Genomic DNA, 21902 nt, shown 5'->3' with positions numbered 1-21902 from the left:
TATCCCCTGTCAGGGCTCCTTTTGAAAAGGAGCGATTTATATGGCCGAAAGGAGAAAAGACAGCAAAAACCGTGTCCTGCGGGCTGGAGAAAGCCAGCGCAAGGACGGCACCTATATGTACCGTTACACCGACGTCAGGGGCAAGCGTGTCTGCGTCTACGCCCGCACCCTGGAGGACCTGCGGGGCAAGGAGCAGACGATCCAGAAGGAGCTCAACGACGGGATCGACTACGCCGCCGGAAAAGCCACGGTCATTGACCTGGTGGAGCGGTATGTCAGCTTGAAGCAGGGGGCCCGTTACAGCACCAAAGTCGTCTATGACTACATTCTCGGCATTCTGAGAAATGAGGATTTCGGGTACCGGCAGATCCGGGACATCAAGCAGTCTGACGTACAGGCGTGGGTAATCAAGCTGTACCAGGATGGGCGATCCTACGGCACGATCCGGAGCATTCGCAGCGTCCTCCGGCCCGCTTTCAAGATGGCCTATAACGAGGACGTGATCCGCCGGAACCCCTTTGATTTCAACCTGTCTGACGTGATCCCCAACGACACGAAGAAGCGTGCGGCGCTCCCGGAGGACACACGGGAGGCGTGGATGGAGTTCATCAGAACGGACGAAGTCTATCAGAAGTACTATGACGAGTTTGTGGTGCTGCTGGGGACGGGGCTCCGGGTCAGCGAGTTCTGCGGCTTGACGAGGAACGATCTGGATTTTGAAAACCGCCGGATCAGGGTGGAGCACCAGCTCTGCCGCCAGCGGGACGGCACCTATTACATCGGCAAGCCCAAGACGGCCAGCGGAGAGCGGTATATCCCCATGACGGACGAGGTGTACCAGAGTTTGAAGAACATGATCGCCAATCGCCCGAAGGTCAAGGTGGAGCGGATCGTGGACGGGTACAGCGGCTTTCTGATGTTGGACAAGAACGGAAATCCAAAGGTAGCCCAGCATATCGAAAACGAGATCCGGGGGGCGGTGAAGCGGTATCAAAGGTTGCACCCGGACAGCAAGCTCCCGCCCATCTCGCCCCATGTGTACCGCCACACCTTCTGCACGGAGCTTGCCGCCGCCGGGATCGAGGCAAAGTCGTTGCAGTATCTGATGGGACACGCGACGATCTCCACCACGCTGGACACCTACACCCACATCAATTATGAACGTGCCGCCGAGCAGATGGCGCAGGCTGTCAGCAAGGAAAAGGCCCCTGAAAAGGGCCTTGCGTAGCCGGAAGCATACACCGGATTTACACCAGATTGGTGTAAATCTGCGTAGAATGGTGTAGAGTTACGGAGGGGAGAAAAACCGACAAAATCGGAAAAGTTCTGAAAAATGCCAAAAAGCGATAAAACCGGCACAATTTTAGACGAACTTTGTGTCTGGGAGGATAAGAGGGAACAACTTAATATATCAGAAAGTTATCATCTGCGGGCAGGATTTTATCTTTGTATTGCGGTCCAGATTTTGATATGCCTGCCATAGAAAAAACCGCCTGCATCTCTGCAGACGGTTCCGGTGACAAATCGTTTCTCACTATGGAGAAGATTGTCTCTATTCGTTTGTTTCGTCGTCCTGCACATCTCCAAAGAGGATGCGAAGATAATCCCGGCGGCCGTAGAGCACACGATCCACATAGACATCGTTGTCAAGAACTCGGTAAAAAGTGAGGTAACTGCCGGTCACAAGGAAACGATAATCACTCTCGACATCGGCAATCGAGGACAGGGACGCACCAATCAGACTGTGCTCTCGCAACCTGCGGATGTCCTTTGTGATGTTCCGTACCGTGGAGATCGCCGCGCTGGGATTTTCCAAATTCTTTGCGATATAGAACTTGATCCCGGCCAAATCAGCCTGCGCCTCGTCGGATAAATGCAGGTTATTCATCTGCGATTCCGAGATGTTCCTCTACGGCCTCCAGCGTCAACCAGCCCTTCTCTTCCCCGGACTTGCGGCCCTTGGCCAGCTCGTTCATCAGCCGGAGGGTGGCCTGTGTCCGCTCATAGTCCTGCATGTCCACGATGGCGTAGCGGCCCCGGCCATTCTTCGTTAGAAAAACCGGTGCGCCCACTGCCACGTCACGCAGGACCTCCGTGTAATTACGCAGATCGGAGATGGGTTTGATGTTCGGCATGGTATTCAGCCCCTTTCTTGCCCTTAGTATACCTCGATCTGCTGTAAAATTCAACGGCATTTTTTACTGCGGTTTCGTTGGCGATTGCTACCACCCCATGGTCATGCCGCCCATATCCTGCCGGGGAGCTTCCTCATGGTCATCCGGCTTGTGGCCCATGGCGATCTTCTTTTCCCGGATTTTCCTCCGCAGCTTTCGGTCCACCTGCTGTCCTACCGGGGCGGCAGGGGGCACCGAGTTGTCACGAAAGATTTGACTCAGATGGTGGAGCAGCCGGGTGGCCGACAGGAACACATTGGGCCTGCGCGCCTGATCGAAGTGCTCCAGAAAGAAGTCGGCGTATTCGTTTCCCTGTTCTGCCGATTCATAGAAATACGCCCAGGCCCGCTCCCGGTCCTGTTTGATGCCCTGGCCGGTAAGGTACAGCTTTCCCAGAGCGTACTGGGCGTACTGGTTGCCCTGCTGGGCGGACTCGGTGAGATAGGACACCGCTTTGAGCACGTCTTTCGGGACATCTTTCCCCTCCAGATACAGCTTTCCCAGGCGGTAGGCGGCGCAGGAGTTCCCCTGCGCCGCCGCTTTTCCATACCAGGATACCGCCTCGTCCGTTCGGCTTTGGCCTTGCAGGAGCTTTCCCAGCGCGTACTGGGCGAAGTCATATCCTGCGTCCGCCGCCCGCCGGAACCACAGTTCCGCCTGCTCATCATCGGGGAGAACGCCTCGTCCGTCCCGCCAGCATTTGCCCAGCTGATAGGCGGCCAGAGAGAACCCTCTCTGCCAGAGCCGTTCCAGCACCTGCACCTGCTCCGCCTTTTCGCTCTCTGGATTTTCATACTCCTCCAGTACCTCCTTGGCGCTCTGGTAGACCTCAGCCATCCGCCAGTTGGAGTTCCAGGCGAAGTACACCGCATCCTGGTCCTCATCCACCTCGTCTCTCATGCGGGCGTCCTCGAAGGTAACCGTGCCCAGCCGGAGCCGCTCCGCCTCCCCGATGACCATGTTCTGGATGGCTTTGAACTCCTTCTGCTGTGAGAGAGGCAGGTGTTCTCTGGGGGAGTCTTTGTAGTAACGCTCCAGCTCGTCCCGGAGTTGATTCCACTGTTCATAGCACTCGGCCACCTCGGGAACCTTGGCCAGTTCATCCACGATGGCATCCACTTGGGCCTTTGCCGGCTTCTTCAGGTAGCCGTAGACCTTCTTGCCTTTGTGCTCCTCCAGCATCCCGGCCAGCGTCTCCATCTGCTCTGCGATGACCGGGCTATGGCACAGGCCTGTCTCCATCTCCCGAATGAGCCGCCCCATGGCCTCTATCGCGGCGTCCCTCACCTGCTGATAGGACAGATCTTTCTTCTGGTAGAGAGACAGCAGTTCGTCCCGGAAGATCTCATTGGACAGCTGGGAGCGCATTTTTTCGATGCCCTTTTCTGTTAGAAATCCTTGCTTTGGGTCCGCCGACCAGACCATCATGTGGATGTGGGGATGGTGTTTCTCATCGTGGAAGGCGGCCCGCCAGCGGAAATTTTTCGGGGAAATTTTCATGGCCTGAGCCAGTTCCGTCTGGTGGGCCAGCAGGAGCTTCCGCCAGCTCTCGCTGTTCTCATAGCCCAGCCTGTGGGCGTCCTCCCGTTTCAGGGAGTAGACGAAGGTCCACACCGGCCCGGTGTGCCCGTTGATCTCCTCCATGGTGTTCTCCAGATCGGCAGGACCGTCGGCGGAGAACAGACCGTGAGAGCGGGGACGTTGGGCCATGTATTCCAGGTAGCCGCCGCCGTCATGGGAGGGGGATGGAGCCTCGATCAGCTCCACGCCCTCCCGGGTGGCGATGTATTCGGCGTAGTGTCCGCCGCCGTTTCCCGGCTTGATGTAGCCCGACTTCTGGATCAACCCCGGCATCACTCGGCCTCCTGTTGATAGCGGACAGCGTCCTCGAAACTGATCTCACCGTTGGTCTCCTTTACCTCTTTGACACAGCGGACGCGAGCTTTCCGCAGCTGATCCGGGTCGATCTCTATGTCGGCGGCCAGGATATTCCCCATGAGGTTTTGATCCACCGACAGCTTGAACAGCAGGTGTCCCATCCGTTTACCGAATGCATTCAGCTTGCCTTCCAGCACATCGGCGAGAACCCGGGGCAGGTAAGCATCGGCAGATTCTGCGTCCAGGTAACCGGAGTAGAAACGGATGGCCTTTTCGATAAATTCATTTCTGGTGGAGCAGTTATCTTGCTGGTAGCGCGATTCCACCTCGGTCCAGGCGGATTTACTGAGCCAGACGGAATGTTTCTTATTTTCCTTTTTCAAATTCAAAATCCTCTCCTTATTGCATCAGCGCCGCCCGAAAGCCTGTCACAGCGGGGATTCAGGCGGCTTTTGAGAAAAAACAGCGCCAATCTCAAATCGGGTTAGTCGGAACAGCGCCAACTCCAACCCCTGAAACCGCCCGCACTGCGGGCGGAAGTGACCGCCCAGGCGCCATAAAAGCGCCAGGGCTTTCTCCTGCTTTTCCTTTCGTCCTCCGTAAACCAGTTATGGGGCGGCAAATTCCCCGGATAGGCCTCCTCCACAGCGGTGGAACAACGGGCCAAATCCGCCCTGAAAGCCCCAGGTGGGGCAGGGACTCTGCCCTGCCCCAAAAGAGGGCACACAGCCCCTCACAGGCCGTTACACAGGGGAAGCCGCTTGCTGCAGGGAACGGTGTGCTGCGGCAGAAAGATTCGGCAGTATTCCTCCGGCCCGGACACCAGATGCCGGCGCATCATCTCGCCGCACTGAAACATCTGGAACACCGCATTTCGATATGCTCCAGTTTCTGGGGGATACCTTCCTGGATCTTAGCATGAAACAGCGTTAGATGAACGGTTAAATCCGGATATTCATGGACCACGTCCATAAATGCATTGCCCACATCCAGAGTAATGGCCAGCTCCTCCCGACACTCCCGAATAAGAGCTTGTTCCTTTGTTTCTCCGGGTTCCACCTTGCCTCCAACGAACTCCCAGAGAAGGCCACGGCTCTTATGGGCCGGACGTTGACAGATCATAAATTTATCGTTGTCCCAAATCAGGGCCGCGACCACTTCAACAGCCAAATGCTTCACACCCAATCATATAGTCGAATATTAAAATCTTATGAGCCAAATTCTATTTCACCTGTTTGGGGGTCTGGAGATGCCTTAAATCTACAATGTGGATAATTACTACATCCCCAAAATGTTCCAAATGGTCCATTTCTCTCGACCAATCTCCCGCCGCAATTAGGACAAATGTACTTTGTAAAAGAATTGCTTTTGCGCTCTAATATTTCTTTATCACTTATTTTCAATCGCTCATCTTCTGAAATGTGAAAATCTTTTACAGTAGCAACACGTTTTCTCCCGGAGCAGAGCATCCTGCCCTCGAATTGATATGAAATACAATACTTGCAACCATGGCAATCGTCAATATAATTTGCATATGGCTTGCCATGCCAAGTTCGTGCTTCGATTGGGCAATTATCAACATGGAGTGCAAATCCACGTGAAATAATATCTCTTTGGTCTGCGGCTGCATAAAAATATTGCAAGTATTTGTTTGCTACCGAGTTATACACCCACTTCTTTTCGTCACTTTCGTCAAGCAAAACATTTTGCAGCTCTTCCAGAGAAATTGAATGTTCTTTTCGACTTAAATCAATTTCAATAGTGGAAATATCAGATTCTTTCAGTTTCTTTAACTTTACATCATCGATGGCGTGAGTGACATATACTTCAAGAAATAGCTGTTTTCCGCCAGCATATATGACCACATCTGGAATTACATCTTGGAAGCGTTTCTCTAATTCAACTCTTTCAATTTCAATTTCTTTGGATTCGCAATAGAGTTCAGGAGCCTTTGGCGAATTGGGAAATTGAATATATACTGCGGGCAACATAATTCGATTTGCTTTTGATAAAATCTCCTTTGCTGCTAAGTGGAGTGATGTTTCATATCCATACTCACAGTTGTGGCCAGAATAATGGGCAAAATGATGCATCCGCTTTGCCCCCTTCCTTGCAATCAATGGTTCACCACAGGAGGGACATATACAACCACATTTCAATCCACTTTCGACATTTTCGATACTCGTTGCCACTCCATCTTTTATGGCATAAATCAGTTGATTTCTTTTAATCATCTATCCCACCACCAATTTATTTGTCTTCTTCAAAAACTTCGCCGGGATAGGCCGGTCCAGTTTCCATGTGATATTCATGGGCCGACTCCCGTCATGCTTCACATAGTTTGCCGTTCCCAGGAAGGTATAGGCCGCGGCGCCTCCTGCGATCCGGTCCGCCTTGAATTCCCGGACAAACAGCAGCACCTTGCTCCCTCGCTTCTGGTGATGGATATACCGCTGGCCGGTGGGAGAGTCCGCCGCCGTGGTGCTCTGGCTCTGCCAGTGGAACAGGTTTTCATTGATAGAATAATCGTGATACATAGTGGTGGGCGAATAGTCTTTATCTGCCTTATTCAGTGTCACAAAGAACACATCCAGTTGCTTTTCCGGCAACCACTTGACTCCCTCGCGCACCGTCGCCGGTTTCAGAAAATCCATCGCCACCAGCAACTGGTCCCGGGTGTAGGTGCAGTGGAGATCCAAAGGACAATCGAAGCCAAGTTCTGCTGGCTCGTCAATAAAATCGATCTGCTCGTATCGGTAGCGAAGCAGGTCCAGAAGCTCGCCCAGCAGTACGGGACTGCCCGAGAGAGCATGCAGGTTGCTCAGCGCCTCATCGGATGCCCAACTCTCTGCTACCTTGCCCCAGACGGTCACATAGAACATCTGGAGCATCCGCTGCTCCAGCTCACTCAGCGCTGTGAAGTCCACATCGTTCAGACGGGGCAGCACATCCAGCAAAAATCGGATCCATCGCCGGGAGTCCACAACGGCCAGCCGACCAAGGGCTTTTGTGAGCACCTCCTCCAGCGGTTCGCTAAAATCTGCAATCGTATCCGCCCGGGCGCAGATCCGTGAGAAGGAAGAAAACTTGTAAATTGCCCTGGGGTCCAAGTGGTAATAGTCCAGGAAATTTGCCAAGGTCAGCTCCAGACCGCTGTCCTCCGTAAAGCTGGCTACCCGAGATACAAGCCCGGCAGTATTGCCGTAGGAGGCGCGAATGTTGTCCAGAATATACTTGGCGGCCTTCTTTTCCAACTGTATATAACACCCTTTAGGTGCAGAAACGAATCCGTCTTTAATTTCTCGGATCACGCTGCGAGTGGTGTTAGACAACAGGGCGGCGAACTTGTCCTCGAAATTGTACTTCTTATTGGCCTGGCCGATGAAGTCCAGCACCGTCAGGCACTCCTTATCCTCCGCAAGCCGCAGGCCACGGCCCAGCTGCTGGAGGAAGATGGTCAGGGACTCGGTGGGACGTAGGAACAGCACGGTGTTGACCTCAGGAATGTCAACACCCTCGTTGTAGATGTCCACAACGAAGATGAAACGAATCTCGCCACTCACCAGCCGCCCTTTGGCGGCTTTTCTCTCCTCATCGGAGGATTTTCCAGTTAGAAAGATGGACGGAATCCCGCAATCGTTGAAATAGTGACACATAAACTCCGCATACTCGATAGAAACACAGAAGCCCAGGCCCTTTACCTCATCGATGTCGGTCACATACTTCAAGAGCGAGGACACCACCAGATCGGCGCGGCGATTGGCCACAGCTCCGCTGAGAGTGTATAGATTGGAAAGCTCCCCCTTATCGTAGCCGCCGGCGCTCCACTTCAATGTGTTCAGATCCACCGTGTCGGTGACACCGAAATACTGGAAGGGACACAGCAACTTGCGGTCAATGGCTTCCGGTAGACGAATTTCCGCGGCAATCCGGTTATTGAAATAGGGCAGTACACTTTTGCCGTCCATACGCTCCGGCGTGGCGGTCAAACCAAGAAGAATTTTGGGCTGGTAATAGGAAAGCAACTTTTGGTATGTAGGCGCCGCCGCATGATGGAACTCGTCCACAACGATGTAGTCATAAAAGTCCGGGGCAGTCTTGGCGGTGAAATCCTGAGAGTTGAAGGTCTGAATGGAAAGAAACAGGTGGTCGATACTCTCCGGCCGGTAATTACCCACGAACAGCTCTCCGAAATTGGCGTCCTTCAAAACAGCACGGAATGTGTATAGGCTCTGCCGCAGAATCTCTTCCCGGTGGGCCACAAAAAGTAGACGGCAGGGTTTTCCGGAATTTTGCTTACAAAATCGCTTATAATCCAAAGCGGAGATCACCGTCTTGCCAGTACCGGTGGCTGCTACCACTAAGTTACGAGTATATCTTCGGATAGTACGCTCCGCCTCCAGCTTGTCCAGAATCTCCTGCTGGTAGGAATAGGGAGTGATGTCCATGGTGTAGACTTCGGCGTTATTGGAATCGAAGTATTTTTCCGCCTTTAGTGCCCGGGCCAGCCGCTCCTTTTGATCCTCGGAGTAATACTCAAACTCGCTGGAATTCCAGTAGCTCTCGAAGGTGGCGGCAATCTTGTCAATGGTCTCCGGCAGATCCCTGCGGGTAACCTTCACATTCCACTCCAGGCCGCTGGAGATGGCGGCGTTGGACAGGTTGGCGGAGCCCACATAGGCGGTGGTGAAGCCGGTATTCCGGTAGAAGACATAGGTCTTGGCGTGGAGCCGGGTGCGCTTGGTGTCGTAACTGACCTTGATTCTGGTGTTCGGTAATGCTCGGAGCTCCTCGATCGCCTTCACATCGGTAGCTCCCATGTAGGAAGTGGTGATGATACGCAGTTCTCCTACGTTTTGGGTAAACTCCCGCAACTCATCCATCAGGAGGCGCAGGCCGCTCCATTTGATGAAGGACACCAGCATATCGATGCGGTCGGCGGAGACAATCTCCTTTTTCAACTCTGTGTACATCTGTGGCTCATGAATGGCCCCGGTAAACAGGCTGCTCTGGGCGATGGAGGTTTCCGGCCGACTCAGGTCGGCAGCCGTTTTACCTACGGCCAGCCGGGGGTCCTGCTCCCGTAAAAGCGCAAGAAGCTGCTCTGCCCGCTGCTCAACACTCAGCGTGGCAAAGTCAGCTTCTTGGGTTGTGTTCTGAATGAGATCTACGATCTTATTGGCGAGACCAATCTGCGTGGAGATGTCTCCACCGTTGTCCAGTACGTTGTCCAGGCCCTTCTGTACCACATCCGCCAGATACTGCGCCAGTACTTTCGATGCCTCTGCCTTGTCGATGGGCGCAACCGATTTGCGGGCGTCGGGAATCTCCGAAAGCTCGCGGTTCAGGTCAGTATTGATGACTTGTTCGTAAAGACCAGGTTGCAACATATCAGTCACTCTTTCTACGTGGTTATAGATAGAAAAATAGTGGCGTATTTTGTATCCAGTATACCTGCATTCCCAGCATTCTACAAGCATCAATCACTCAGCACACCTTATGCGTCAAACAGGTATTCTTCCAACCCTTCTGCTAAGTGCAACGGGAGAGGGAGGACAAGCGACTGATTATATTGGATGGGAATATGGCGCAATGCATTGGTATAGAATACCCAATTTTTTGCGTTGTCGCCTGGCTGAAGTTGCAGAGGATACAGTTCAATCATGTCCTTTTCGGCAAACCGCTTCGTAGGATGATCAATTCTTGAAGCCTTGAAGCTACTTGTGTATTGGGGATCATTGGGTTTCGCATGGATGCCCCAATATACATCACTGTATTGGAATATGCCAGAGGAAGAAGTCAATTGCAATCGTTCCTCCGTGGATTTTTTGCTAAGATCTGTGTAATAGTCTGGGACTTCCTGATTGCTTCGAATTCGTATGATCCTCACTCCGGAATCCAGAAGAGACATTTTATATGGACTTTTCGGCATTCCAACATTGATTTCCGTGGGGCAGTACGACTCTATCACATCATAGTAGCCAATTTCTTTATCGGAAATTCCGCTCCATAGAGCCCGTGTTGTTCCATCGGATTGCACAACCAACAAAACGCCGTCCTTTTTGCTATAAAAATGATTTTTTAGTTCAATCAGTTTTTGCTTTGCAGGTACACGACTTGCTTCAACACAACGCTGTTCCAGATTACTGTCCCAAAAAAGTTTGGCCATTTCCAGACAGGCTTCTCTATAAGAAACACCTCTTTTGGAAAAAGCATCACAATAAACTGTTGTTTTCCCTTCAGGGATATTCACGGTGACATACAGAGGGAGAAACCGTGCTTTATTGGCAATACCATGAACCTGTGTACAAAGATGCATCCCAATACAAGGGGTATTGGCCAGCGGCGGAAGCTCCTTGGTCGGATCCAGCAAAGTAACAACACCCAGCTGACGATAGAGGTCATATACCGCATTTTGAATTTTGCTGTACCCTTCATTTTCTTCTGGAGTTATAAACTGTACCACACGGCCTGTTTGGGCAAACGCATTCCGAAGCACCTGCTTGGGATCCCCTCCTTTGGAATACTGATCCCGCCCCGGCAGGACAAAAATGCACGCAGTTACGACATCGGTTTTACCAATCTTATCTACAATTTCATCGCAATATTGGATCTTCGTTTTTGTGCTATCATCCGCCATGGCGTCGGTCAAGCTTCCAACTTCTTTGCATATACAGTGGATCTGCAGGCAGGATGTCTGAGTATTGGGGCCAAAATCCTGTTCAATCTTGGCTTGGATTTGATGCAATAATTTTTGCTGCGCAAAATCGTTCCACAGACCGTAAATTTCAAAGTTGATTTCTTCTGTCTCAACACACTTCTTCACCCACTGGCGGAATTCTTCTGAATCCGAATATCCCTGCGGATCCCGAAGACACGAAAAATTTTGTCCTCTAAGGGAAATACGTGTCGCCTCGGGCTGCTCACATACCATATCGTGATCTCGCAACAAATCAAAGATCGATTGGTAGAGGGAAGCCTTGTCCACCACCGAAACTCCGATTCCAATTTTGGATTCCTTCATTCCCCACATACCATTTTTATAGGGGAGAAGAATGTGGGCGGCGTATGCCGCTGGATCCATCAGAATATCTTCGGCAGATGGCAACGGCTCATATCCCCAAATGTTATAACACTCCTTATCCTGTCCCTTCCAATCTACCTTTTTAGAGATATAGTTGTACGCAATCTGAACCTGACAGTATTTTTCTTCTCCAACTTTGACATGGGCATTGATATTTTCTTTCAAAATTGGTGCACGATCTTTTTTCGAAGCATCAGGAACCCATCGCCGAATACTCATTTGGCATAGAAGTAGAGCCTTTCTCTGCGGAGGAGTGGTTTGCACGGAAAAATCGAACACAAAAGAATATTGATGCTGACTATTCGGATCGGACAGCGGACGGCTGATCAGTTGATTTTTAGTAACGTAGCAAAGCTGAAGTGTTTGCCCATGCAGAATAATTTCCTTCCCCAGCAAGTGATTGATTGCCAAAAGCGGAACCGCTTGATACGCTTCTTCACTCACAGTGCCATTTTCAAAGGTGAGGAAGACTGTTGCGCTGCTTTGAAGTGGTAAAAATGCATCCGGCTTGATTTCTTTGCAAAAATCAGAAGCCAATTTTTTGACCAGTGAAGCCATTGGAGAAGCACGGAGCGATGTCACATAAGTTCCTTTCACCCAAACTTTAATCAGTTCGCAAAGAGCTTGCATATCTTTCTCAGAATAGGGGGAGCAGGAAGTAAGCCACCGGTCATCAATGCTGCCTTTTTTCAGCGGCGCCAAGGCAATAACGCCCTCCATCCAGCTTTCTACCAGTTTTTTTAACGCATTTGTAGGAAGGCCATATTCATCCTTGAAACGCGGGTTATTTTTGCGCGCTATCTCCAGTAACGCCTCTTTCCAGTGTTCTGGAAACCCAAGGTAATAAAGGATACAGCTTTGACCTGGAGCAAGTGTATATGCCAAAGGATAAATTTTATTGTTCATAGGATATATCCTTTCTGTAAGCTTGATAGAAGGGGGCGTAAAGTGTTTTAGCAATTTCGGAACTTTCTTTTTGCGTCATCAGCTTTTCCAGATACTGACCCAGTTCAGAAAGGCAGTCAAAATCCTCTGCTTTTTCAGGGCGGCGGCGAAATGCACCGTCAATAAAGTAGACATGCGGCGCAGGCCTGCTTACATCCGTAACGCGTGCCAATCGACCGAAAATCTGTAAAATCAGCACGAAAAGGGTAGCGACTACATCTTTTCTCTCGTCCTCACTCAGTTCTGCAATGCCAAAAGCCTTGGTCTTACACATTTTGTTCCATTGCCGTGCAGCAAATTGGCGAATTCGCGCATTATATGCAAACAGAGATTCTTGAGTTTCTCGTTTACAATGGGATTCTACGAGTCCGTTCAGTTTACTGCCCTTCTGCTGAATATCGTCCGGAACAGCCATAGGCCGAACCATAAAAAACACAGCCGAAAGCGCAGAATGTCCATATTCATCTACAATGTTGTGTCCACGCTCAATTGCCATTGCAGGCGCAATTAAAATATCTGCATTCATCTGCGCAAAGCGACTGACCTCTCCGCGACGGACTGTGTCTTCGCCGCTGGGAGCATTAATGGCATCGGAGATCATGCGGCAAGTACGTGCCGAACAGTTTATTTTTCGTAAGGCGGTTTCCAGTGTCTGCTGTACTTCCAACGCCTGTGCATAACTATTGACAACCAGCAAAATTTTCCCGGCTTTGCGTTCATATTCTCTGACAATCAAGTCAACTGCCTTTTGTGTGACAGAACGCAATTGTGCCATCCTCTGATCATCTCCAGCACCAGAGATACGTTCGAGAAAGCCGGACTCAAAGAAGCGCGTTTTTTCCAGGAACATTCTTTTTTCGGCATCTGCTTCCAAAATGTAGTTCACAGGCCGATTGACATGGTACTCATAAGAACCTTCTGCCCAGCTGGAACCGGACAAAAGGATTACATGGGGACCGGCAGGATTTCCATGTTGATCCGTCCTTAAATAGGGCAAGTCCTTCATCAGGCTCCTTCCAAATGCAAATTGGCGGAACAAAATGATATCTTCCTCATCCGTTTTCTTCAGCCCAAACAAGTTGCCGCACAACGCAGAGGGAAGAAAATGCTGTTGCTGCCGGAAGCGAGTTTGTAAAAAACCAAACAGCTCATTCTGCCCATAGGAAGTTTCATGACTGGCCTCATACGCATCACTCAGCCCACGAATAAAGTGGTCGAAGTAAATTAAGCGCAAAATCAGTTTGATGCGGGCGTCCTGGATCTTCCTTGCTTTATTTTTCTCAGGTCGTGAAAAAGTCTCACCGAGTTCCGTCAACCACAATTGATACATCCAATCAAAGAAAAACTCATCAGTACTCTTACAGGAACTGTCCAGTACCGCCCACAAGGTGCTTTGCCGAATTCTCTCCTCGTCCTGCATATCAATCAAGTCATAAATTGCTTGATAAACGGCATGAGGAATCTTAAATTCCGTTTCTGTCTGATATAGATCATCCAACAAAGTGAGGGCAGAGAACGGATCACCATACGTAATTTTTCTCCATGTTCCCAGTTCATGGTGCAAGGATTTTACAATACAGCTTAGTACCGTAACACTTTGGCGTTGCATCTCATCATATCGCTGTGCAGCTAAATTCTCTTCCCGATGCTTATTACTTAATTTCATGTATGCACTGCAGTCTTCGGCGCACTCTCGAATATAGTTATTAAAGCTGGTTTCCGGCATGAAGAAATGATCCAGTGTTTTCTGAACCCGGTCACTTTCGTCAAATACAACCAAGTCAAAATCACGCATTGCCAATTCCAGAAAAGTTTCCCGTGCAGTACCGACCCGCGACGCTGCAAAGCCTGCAACTGTTGTGACTACCACCGAAGCCGTATAACAGTCTCGAAGCATTTTTGTTCCTGAACACTGCTCAAAATATGGGCAAAGATAATGCTGATTGCCTTTTTTGAGCGAATAGCATGGCTCTTTACCAAAGACAATCGCTGCATCATGTTGTTCATCCATTCCATCAATCAGACAAGCAGGCGTTAAGTATTGAGAATATGAAGCAGGCAAACAAATTTCATCTGGTTGTGAGACTTGGTTGATATATTTCATCCTCTCGCTGCGGCCAATCAGAGGACTTGCCGCAACTCCGAGGGAGGATAAATATTTTTGCAAGCTTAACGTCTCAGCAACCGTGTCGACAACCACAGCCATACGCAGACCATGTTGATGGAACCAGAAGGACAACACCTTGATCAATGTTGATTTACCTGCACCCACCATACCTACCATGTTGACCACTTCACGGATTGTAAGTTCCGAACATGGTTGAACGGTGGAGCCGTTAACTTCCTTCAGAATATTTGTCTTAAGAATTGTGAAGCAAGGATCTCCTGGGCATATTTCAGCCATCTTTTCCGCAGTACTCAACAGCTCTTTAATGGAAATCGTGATAGGGGGTCGGCAATTTTTTTCAACTGGCATCGACCACGCAGTATCTACTCCTGCACAATTCAGTTTGACACGAACAGTTTCGGAATCCTCGCTTTCCAAACTGTACATATAGCGGTAGGTTCCACTTTCCGCATAAGTGGGCGCCTTTAAATCTTCAACGCGCTCCGGCCAAAAGAGTACCCATTCCTTTGCTCGTTCTTCATACGGATATGGATATGGCCCGATTGCTTTCGAGAAAGATCGCTTCTCATCCACTTGTTGAATGGAAAATGCGCGAACTGCATCGTAACGCTTCTTTCGATATTCTCGCAAGTCATCCTGCCAATACTTTTGAGAGCGATAATATCCGAGTTTGAATCGAGCCTGCTGCAGCGTGTGTTCTATGTTAGAACATTGAGTTGTGCCAATCAGTTGATACTGCGTAAATAAAAGATATGCTTTTGTCGGATCGGCATCCGGTGCGGTTAAACTCAGTAAATATAAAACTGCCTCAATAGCCGCAAAGCGAGACAGTGGCATGGCTTCTTCGATGAGCTGAAACTGAGCAGAAAGAGGTGCATACCAGGTATTCCGATCATTATTCTTCATGGCACGCAGCCTCCTTTTTACTGATTTCAGACTTTAAGGCCCTCAATGTCACACACATTACATTTTCTTGGTTCTTCAAAGCGCGGTTGATAATCGTAGTGTAGTTTTTCTGATTTGCCGTGTATTCATTGGGAATTACATAATATCCTCTCGCATAATCCCCTGTAGGGAAACCATTGTCGTTCAGAATTTTTGTTCGCAGCGCAATTGGATTTCGATACGCTTTCGCATCAATTTCCCACACCTCTCCATCAGAAAATTGAATCTCTACATCATATCGATCCAGTTGAGGCCACAGCACCCAGTGAATGTTTTTCTTTTGGCAGAACGCAACGATATCAAGTTCCAGTTTGCCAGGCGCTGCAAAGTACCGCATGATACCTTTTTTCAAACGATAAAGCCCGCCACCAGAAGCATCCAGTTTCATATCATCGGTCAGATTGGGGATTGTGTCCACACAGTGAGATGAATGACAGATATATCCGTACTTCCCATATGTCATGGTCCATCCACAGCAGGGACATCGATAACTGTCCTCCCAAATTTCTTCATACGCAAATTGAAATGCCTCCATGGTAGCTGGATCATCAGCCAATTCCAATGACATGGCTCGTCGCTCATCAATAGATATGATTGGATGCTCAATGATGTATCTTCTGATCCGACAGTAAGTTTCTTGCCCTAAAACAATGATTTTCTCATAAAGGACACGCTCGTCGGTTCCGTCCATGATATCATTGTCCTGGGATTCCAAATACTCATAGCATTCAGAACTGGGACTATACAAATTTCCACTCCGTTGATACGCTAACGCCCCATAACTATAAAATGGCTCTTCTTTTAAGTTTAAAGAATCGATTCCATTGGGAACCCATTTATCAAACCATTCAAAAACAGGCTTGGTAATAAAAAATTTCAGGAACGCAGCCTCGTCCGCATATTGTGTTATATCCTGCATGCCACCAATTTGATGGCTTGCAGCTAAAAACATATTGATACCATGCTGCAATGCTTTACTGTAAGGATACCGTGTAGGTTCTTTTTGTAAAAGCTGCTCCTTCTCCACTAATCCTTTCGCAATTAGCGCAAATGTTTTCCGCAAAAATATCGCATCCATACAGAGGCCTCCTGCCTTAGGCAAAAATAAAACGGTTCTCTTGCGCGTACAAGAGAACCGTCGATAGTTACAATAATTCAGCCTAAGCATATATATGTCACCATAAGGTAATGACATGCAGTAGGCTCTACCATCTTTACTTTTCTCGTGTACGCTCTTAGTATATATACAATATCCAGGTGCTGTCAAGAGCAAATTTTTATTGGTTGAAACCATGGGCTGCATATCCTGACCAATACTTATGCCGGATTACCTCACCTTACAAATTAAGAACTTTTTATAACATTCCAGACACATCCCGACGATGTACAATAAAAGCGTAGGATAAAAACACTTACAAATCTGATAAGTAGAAACTGAGTGATGCAGATATGCGTACCTTTACAACAGATAACAAGACCATCTCTATCTTTCCGTGCAGCGAATCAGAGTCTCCGGTTATCTACCTCAACACCTTCCTCGATGAAAGCCAAAAGGTATATGAGACTGCACAGGCCACTGGTTGCTCACCGTTCACACTGGTGTCCGTCAGTGATCTGGACTGGAACCACGACATGGCCCCTTGGGACAGTCCGGCTGCCTTCAAAAAGGGGGAGCCCTTCACCGGCGGGGCAGACGACTACCTGCGGCTGCTGATGGGAGAGATCATACCCAGGGCAGAGAAAGAGCTGCCTGGGCCTCCAGCATGGCGTGGAATTGCTGGGTACTCTTTGGCGGGGTTATTCGCCCTGTACGCCATCTACCAGACAGATGTGTTCTCACGGGTGGGGTGCATGTCTGGCTCCTTGTGGTTTCCTGGCTTCAAAGAGTACATCTTCTCCCACGAGCCGAAGCGCCGGCCAGACTGCATATATTTCTCTCTGGGGGACAAAGAGGCCAAGACCCGCAATCCGGTTCTGAAAACAGTTCAGGAAAATACAGAGGAGATCCAGGATTTTTATCAGAGCAAAGGTATTGACACAGTGTTCCAACTGAATCCCGGAAACCACTTTGTCCAGGGGATCGAACGGACGGTGGCGGGCATTCAGTGGTTGCTGAACAGATAGACCGCAGTCCGCAGGTCTTTTATTCTTTGTTTAGGCGTGTGAAAAACTGATACGCCTACCGTTGAGAAAAGACTTGCTTAACACCCTCTACAGAGGTACAATAGCCCAAACAGCAGAAAGGATTAAAATAATGGGTTATCACCGTTTTTCTTCTTGGCAGATAGGCTGCCTGTAAGAGAGTATGTTTCCTTGACGACTCTTGCAGGCGGCCCGAACTGTCAAGGAGTGAGCACAATTGAACAGAGACCGCAGTTACTATCGCAAACAGCGCATGCGTGCAATCCATCGCAAGGAAACGATTCTCCGCCAGCTTGGAGGAGAAGAGAATGTCCTTGCGTGGGAACACGGCGCCGCCGGACGGCTGTCCAAGGGGAAGATCCACTGTTCCTGCTGGATGTGCCGCAGGAAGTCGTATGATGAACCCCAGATCTGGGATAAGCGAGCGGCTATGGATGTAGCCCAGCAACTGCTGGAAATCGAGTAACTTCTCTCACGAAAAAACCGCTTCCGGGCCGGGACTGGCAGACACCTGCCGCCCCTGGTCAGGAAGCGTTTTTGACCCCATATTTGACCACAGTCAGGGCCGGAACACATGGAAACAGCGGATTTAAGAGTGTCAAAAAATATCTGATACCGAACAGAAAGCGCCGGAAAGCACTACAAATCACCATAAAAAATTTGGTTCAAGCGTTTGGGAGCAGGATGCCGCAGGTTCAAATCCTGTCACTCCGACCAACCGGAGAACTCTTGTAGGGTTCTCCGTTTTTTGTATCTTAAAACTTATTTCTGTATAAGGCCAAATGAGTAGTGTATATATTTGAAATTCTTTGGCGCAATGGGGAATGCTGCCGATATAGATGTCGATATGAATTGGGAATGCCAATGAAAAAGTCCATGGCATTCCCGGTTGTTTTTTCAAATCATTTTTTAAACAGATTTCACCACTATGCTTCCAGAATGCCGCGCTCCAGCATGGATTGCGCCGCGAGCATAGCTCCTAAGCGCCCACTGTGGAAATTCAACCCGCCCTGCATCCAGGCGGCATAGGGCTCGCGCAGAGGCGCGTCCGCAGAGAGTTCGATGCTCGCGCCCAGGGTGAAGGCGCCTGCGGCCATGATGACCTGGCAGTCGTAACCCGGCATGTCCCATGGCTCCGGCGTGACAAATGCGTCCACGGGGGCGCCCTTCTGCACGCCCTGGCAGAAGGCGATCAGGGCCTCTTCCCGGCGCAGGAGGACGGCTTGAATGATGTCCGCGCGCGGCTCGTCGGGCTTGGGCGTTACATCGTAGCCGAACTCGTTGAAGAGCGCGGCCGTAAACGCAGCCGTTTTGAGCGCTTCACCCGTGACATGCGGCGCATGGAACGCACCCATAAACAGTTCGCGGTTGTTGCCGAGCGTACACCCGATCTCCTTGCCGGTACCCGGGGTGGTCAGCCGGTAAGAGCAGCTTTCCACCAAATCGCGCCGCCCGGCGATGTAACCGCCCGTGGGGGCAACGCCGCCGCCGGGATTCTTGATGAGCGAACCCGCCATCAGGTCGGCGCCGTGGCTGGTGGGTTCGTCGCGCTGGACGAATTCGCCATAGCAGTTGTCCACCATCACAATGCAATTGGGCGCCTTCTCCTTGGCGATTTTGGCGATGCGTTCGATGTCCTCCACAAAGAGGGAGGGGCGAAGGCTGTAGCCGCGCGACCGCTGGATATAGACCATTTTGATCGAGGGGGTGACGCGCTGGGCGATCGCCGCATAGTCCGGCGTGCCGTCGGGCAAGAGATCGACCTGCTCGTAGCGGATGCCGAATTCCTTCAAGGAACCGTTCCCATCCCCGGCCAGGCCGATCACGCCGCGCAGCGTGTCATAGGGCAGGCCGGTCACGCTGAGCATGGTATCCCCCGGACGCAAAACGCCGAAGAGCGCAACGGTGAGCGCATGCGTGCCGCTCACAAAATTATAGCGCACCAGGGCGTCCTCCGCGCCGAGCGCTTTGGCATAGACCTGGTCGAGCACCTCGCGGCCCCGGTCGCCATATCCGTATCCGGTCGAGGCCGCAAAATGGCTTTCGCTCACACCGGAAGAAATGAAGGCGGACAGCATCTTCTGCTGGTTGTAGTCCGTTGTATCGTCGATGCCTTTCAGGACGGGGGCAATTTTTTCCATCGCGCGGGCTGCCGCGTCCTGGATGCGTGAATCAATTTGAAATGCAGGGTAAATCATGGGGTTCCTTTCTCCTTCTTCCATTTCCCGACGTTCTCCGCATAGAGCGCCATCTTAGGCTGCAATTGTGGATACGTCATATTTGTTGGCAATTCGGCAAAGAGCCGCATTTCCGCCATCTCCATGGGCGGCAGTTCTTCAAAAGTTTCAATTGTTGCGGTATATAGGACGCCGTAATTTTTGTCTACACCGTCGATCGGATCGCCCTCCACGGAATACGCGCAAAGGTACTCCAGATGGTAGCGGACCGCGCCGGTTTCCTCCCAGAGCTCACGCCGCGCCGCCGCCTCCGGCGATTCCCCCGGCTCGATGTGCCCGCCGGGGAATTCCCAGGTTGTCCGCGCCTTTTGCCGGCAGAGAACCCATTTTGCGTCCTTTTTCGCCAGTACGAACGAAAATAGCGGGGAAACGCCGTGCGGCAGGCGGGGATAAAAGGAAATCACCGGCATGTCAGCCATGATACGGCTTTACCGGCGAAATGACGGGTTTTCCTTCGCGGTCGAGCAGGGGGGTCAACCCTCCCGCATATCCGTTGCAGACCTGCAAATAGTTTACACCGGTCACCTGGTCCACCAGGATCCGAACGACATCCATGGTTCCCTGGGAAAAGACCACTTCAAAACGTTTTTCTTTCATAGGTTGTTCCTTTCTTGGACATCCAGCTCTGCAAAATGGTTGTGTCCAGTAAATCCAAGTGTTCGATAAAAGGCTTCGTTTTCCCCCGAAGCGCGGAAAATATAGATGGTATCCACCGGCAGGCTTGCCGCCAAAGCGAGGACAACCCGCGCCCCGAACCCGCGGCGCCGGACATCCGGCCGCACAGCCACCGCGGACAATACCGCCGCCTCCTCCGTTTTTGCAGAGCAGATGGCACAGGCGGCCAGGGAATCCCCCGCGCGAATGGCGGCGGAGCGGGCGGCCCCGTGGCGCGTCCGGTGGGAGAGGTCGAGATAAAACGGCTCAAACGGCGGCGGGAGAAAGCTGGCCGTTTGGCTTGCACATAAAAGGGGATATAACAGCCGGGGGCTGGGGTCCCAGAGGATTTCCGCTTCCTCCACAGGGGCAGCCCGCTCTCGTAACGCCATGATCTCCCCTGTGGCGCGGCGGGGAAACGGCAGCGCCTGGGCTGCCTCGGCGGAACAGAGCACGGTCCGCGCCCCGGCAACGGGGAGGAAGGCGGCCAGCTCGTCAAAGTCCGCACCGGCGCGCGCGTCCAGGATCATCACATCGTCCAGAAGGCATAGGGCTGCCCCGCGGCCCTGCACCCAAAACCGTGCGAACGGGTGAGCAAAGCCGTACGCAGCGGCCGTGGCGCGGATGCGGCAAGCAAAGGCGTTTCCCGAAAAGGAGGCGAGCGCCTCGGGGTGTTCTACAAATGCAATCATTCGCCGCCTGCAATCTTTTCCGCCAGCCGTTCGATCAGCGTTTCGGCCTCATGGAAATCCTTCTGGGAGATGAGGCTGACAGCGGAGTGCAGATACCGGCACGGCAGGGAGACCGCCACCGTGCGGACGCCGCCGCGCGAGACGTGGATGGCCCCCGCGTCGTTGCCTCCGGCCACCGCCTGTTTTGCCTGGCAGGAGACGCCGGTTTCCTTTGCCGCGTCGAACGCCATCTGGTAATATGCGCGGTCGTAGATGGTGCGGCGGTCCATAAAGGAGAGGACCGGCCCGCTCCCGACATGGCAGACCTGCTTGTCCTCCGGGACACCTGCGACATCGGCGGCGGTGGTGCTTTCCACCACGATGGCGGCGTCGGGGTCCGCGATATACGCCGCGGTTTTGGACCCGTTCAGCCCGGTTTCCTCCTGCACGACAAAGGCGAACAGCATGTCGTAGAGCAGCGGCTTTTTGAGCAGGTCGATCAAGATGGCACAGCCTGCGCGGTCGTCCAGGGCGCGGCTTTTAATCATGCCGTGCGCGGTGTCGAAGAGGGAGTCGAAGGTCACCGGGTCGCCCGGGAAAACCGCTTCCTCCGCCTCCTGGCGGCTGAGCGCGCCGATGTCGATATACAGATCCTTGACCGGGACGGATTTTTCCCGCTCTTCGCTGGTGAGCAAATGGATGGGCTTTGCGCCGATCACGCCGGGGATGCCCTTTCCCACGGTGACGGGCTTGCCGCATAGCACCCGGCGGTCGATGCCGCCCACCGTGGCAAAGCGGAGCAATCCGTTGTCTTCAATATACGTGACGGTCATCCCCACTTCGTCCATGTGGGCGTTGAGCATCAACTTGGTCTTAGCGCGGTTCGCCCCCTTTTTGAAGGCGAGAAGATTGCCGAGCGGCGTGACCTCCACGCAGTCGGCATACGGACGGATTTCCTCCAGAATGATTTCGCGGATTTCCTCCTCGCATCCGGAGATGCCGCGTGCGCAGCAGAGACGCTCCAAAAGTGCCAGATCCGCCATT

General features: G+C 51.5%; 18 protein-coding genes. 3 read left to right on the top strand and 15 right to left on the bottom strand.

The features are described from left to right. Positions 1–40 precede the first annotated feature (40 nt). Complete coding sequence (locus I2G69_RS06545; RefSeq protein WP_195560457.1) at positions 41–1228, top strand: tyrosine-type recombinase/integrase; 1188 nt, start codon at positions 41–43, stop codon at positions 1226–1228. Between the two features lie 324 nt (positions 1229–1552). Here the strand turns inward: I2G69_RS06545 and I2G69_RS06540 are convergent, their stop codons facing one another. From I2G69_RS06540 to I2G69_RS06495, 10 genes are all read right to left on the bottom strand, one after another. Next, the gene (locus I2G69_RS06540; RefSeq protein WP_195560456.1) at positions 1553–1888 is read right to left on the bottom strand and encodes a type II toxin-antitoxin system RelE/ParE family toxin; all 336 of its coding nucleotides are present in this window, start codon (positions 1886–1888) and stop codon (positions 1553–1555) included. Further along, positions 1881–2135, bottom strand: a complete 255-nt coding sequence (locus tag I2G69_RS06535) for a type II toxin-antitoxin system prevent-host-death family antitoxin (RefSeq protein WP_195560455.1) — start codon at positions 2133–2135, stop codon at positions 1881–1883. Before I2G69_RS06535 ends, I2G69_RS06540 begins: the two co-directional genes overlap by 8 nt. 87 nt (positions 2136–2222) lie before the next feature. Further along, positions 2223–4028 (bottom strand): MobP3 family relaxase, encoded by a 1806-nt coding sequence (gene mobP3, locus I2G69_RS06530; RefSeq protein WP_195560454.1) that lies wholly within the window; start codon positions 4026–4028, stop codon positions 2223–2225. Beyond that, entirely contained in the window at positions 4028–4441 is a 414-nt protein-coding gene (locus I2G69_RS06525; protein ID WP_087242096.1) for a hypothetical protein, read from the bottom strand. Before I2G69_RS06525 ends, mobP3 begins: the two co-directional genes overlap by 1 nt. A gap of 448 nt (positions 4442–4889) precedes the next feature. Continuing rightward, positions 4890–5222 carry a (deoxy)nucleoside triphosphate pyrophosphohydrolase gene (locus I2G69_RS06520; RefSeq protein ID WP_195560453.1) on the bottom strand — a complete coding sequence of 111 codons (333 nt, stop codon included), beginning with the start codon at positions 5220–5222 and terminating at the stop codon, positions 4890–4892. 38 nt (positions 5223–5260) lie between these two features. Continuing rightward, entirely contained in the window at positions 5261–6286 is a 1026-nt protein-coding gene (locus I2G69_RS06515) for a topoisomerase DNA-binding C4 zinc finger domain-containing protein (RefSeq protein WP_195560452.1), read from the bottom strand. Then, entirely contained in the window at positions 6287–9442 is a 3156-nt protein-coding gene (locus tag I2G69_RS06510; protein WP_195560451.1) for a DUF3427 domain-containing protein, read from the bottom strand. 107 nt (positions 9443–9549) lie between these two features. Then, complete coding sequence (locus tag I2G69_RS06505; RefSeq protein ID WP_195560450.1) at positions 9550–12042, bottom strand: pPIWI_RE module domain-containing protein; 2493 nt, start codon at positions 12040–12042, stop codon at positions 9550–9552. Further along, the gene (locus I2G69_RS06500) at positions 12032–15115 is read right to left on the bottom strand and encodes a hypothetical protein (protein ID WP_195560449.1); all 3084 of its coding nucleotides are present in this window, start codon (positions 15113–15115) and stop codon (positions 12032–12034) included. Before I2G69_RS06500 ends, I2G69_RS06505 begins: the two co-directional genes overlap by 11 nt. After that, the gene (locus I2G69_RS06495) at positions 15105–16232 is read right to left on the bottom strand and encodes a restriction endonuclease-related protein (protein WP_195560448.1); all 1128 of its coding nucleotides are present in this window, start codon (positions 16230–16232) and stop codon (positions 15105–15107) included. The genes I2G69_RS06500 and I2G69_RS06495 overlap by 11 nt, the downstream gene beginning before the upstream one ends. A gap of 371 nt (positions 16233–16603) precedes the next feature. Here I2G69_RS06495 and I2G69_RS06490 point away from each other — a divergent pair, with 371 nt between their 5' ends. Further along, positions 16604–17278 (top strand): alpha/beta hydrolase, encoded by a 675-nt coding sequence (locus I2G69_RS06490; protein WP_195560447.1) that lies wholly within the window; start codon positions 16604–16606, stop codon positions 17276–17278. Positions 17279–17513: 235 nt separating this feature from the next. Next, positions 17514–17762: a hypothetical protein gene (locus I2G69_RS06485; protein WP_195560446.1), complete on the top strand. Its 249-nt coding sequence runs from the start codon at positions 17514–17516 to the stop codon at positions 17760–17762. 460 nt (positions 17763–18222) lie between these two features. Here I2G69_RS06485 and I2G69_RS06480 read toward each other — a convergent pair whose 3' ends face one another. From I2G69_RS06480 to I2G69_RS06460, 5 genes are read right to left on the bottom strand one after another with little or no spacing between them, the layout of a single operon-like run. After that, on the bottom strand, positions 18223–19494 hold the full coding sequence (locus I2G69_RS06480; protein WP_195560445.1) for a methionine gamma-lyase family protein: 1272 nt from the start codon (positions 19492–19494) through the stop codon (positions 18223–18225). After that, on the bottom strand, positions 19491–19952 hold the full coding sequence (locus tag I2G69_RS06475) for an NUDIX hydrolase (protein ID WP_087234666.1): 462 nt from the start codon (positions 19950–19952) through the stop codon (positions 19491–19493). Before I2G69_RS06475 ends, I2G69_RS06480 begins: the two co-directional genes overlap by 4 nt. Next, entirely contained in the window at positions 19945–20130 is a 186-nt protein-coding gene (locus I2G69_RS06470; protein ID WP_087234665.1) for a DUF6440 family protein, read from the bottom strand. The genes I2G69_RS06475 and I2G69_RS06470 overlap by 8 nt, the downstream gene beginning before the upstream one ends. After that, positions 20127–20879, bottom strand: a complete 753-nt coding sequence (locus I2G69_RS06465; protein WP_195560444.1) for a GNAT family N-acetyltransferase — start codon at positions 20877–20879, stop codon at positions 20127–20129. Before I2G69_RS06465 ends, I2G69_RS06470 begins: the two co-directional genes overlap by 4 nt. Further along, positions 20876–21901, bottom strand: a complete 1026-nt coding sequence (locus I2G69_RS06460) for a M42 family metallopeptidase (RefSeq protein WP_195560443.1) — start codon at positions 21899–21901, stop codon at positions 20876–20878. The genes I2G69_RS06465 and I2G69_RS06460 overlap by 4 nt, the downstream gene beginning before the upstream one ends. Between the last annotated feature and the right edge of the window lies 1 nt (position 21902).

The sequence above is a fragment of the Anaeromassilibacillus sp. D41t1_190614_C2 genome (assembly GCF_015558525.1).
Lineage (GTDB): Bacteria > Bacillota > Clostridia > Oscillospirales > Acutalibacteraceae > Anaeromassilibacillus > Anaeromassilibacillus stercoravium.
Note: the sequence above shows the minus strand (reverse complement) of the source record. Positions and strands in the feature narration are given on the sequence as shown.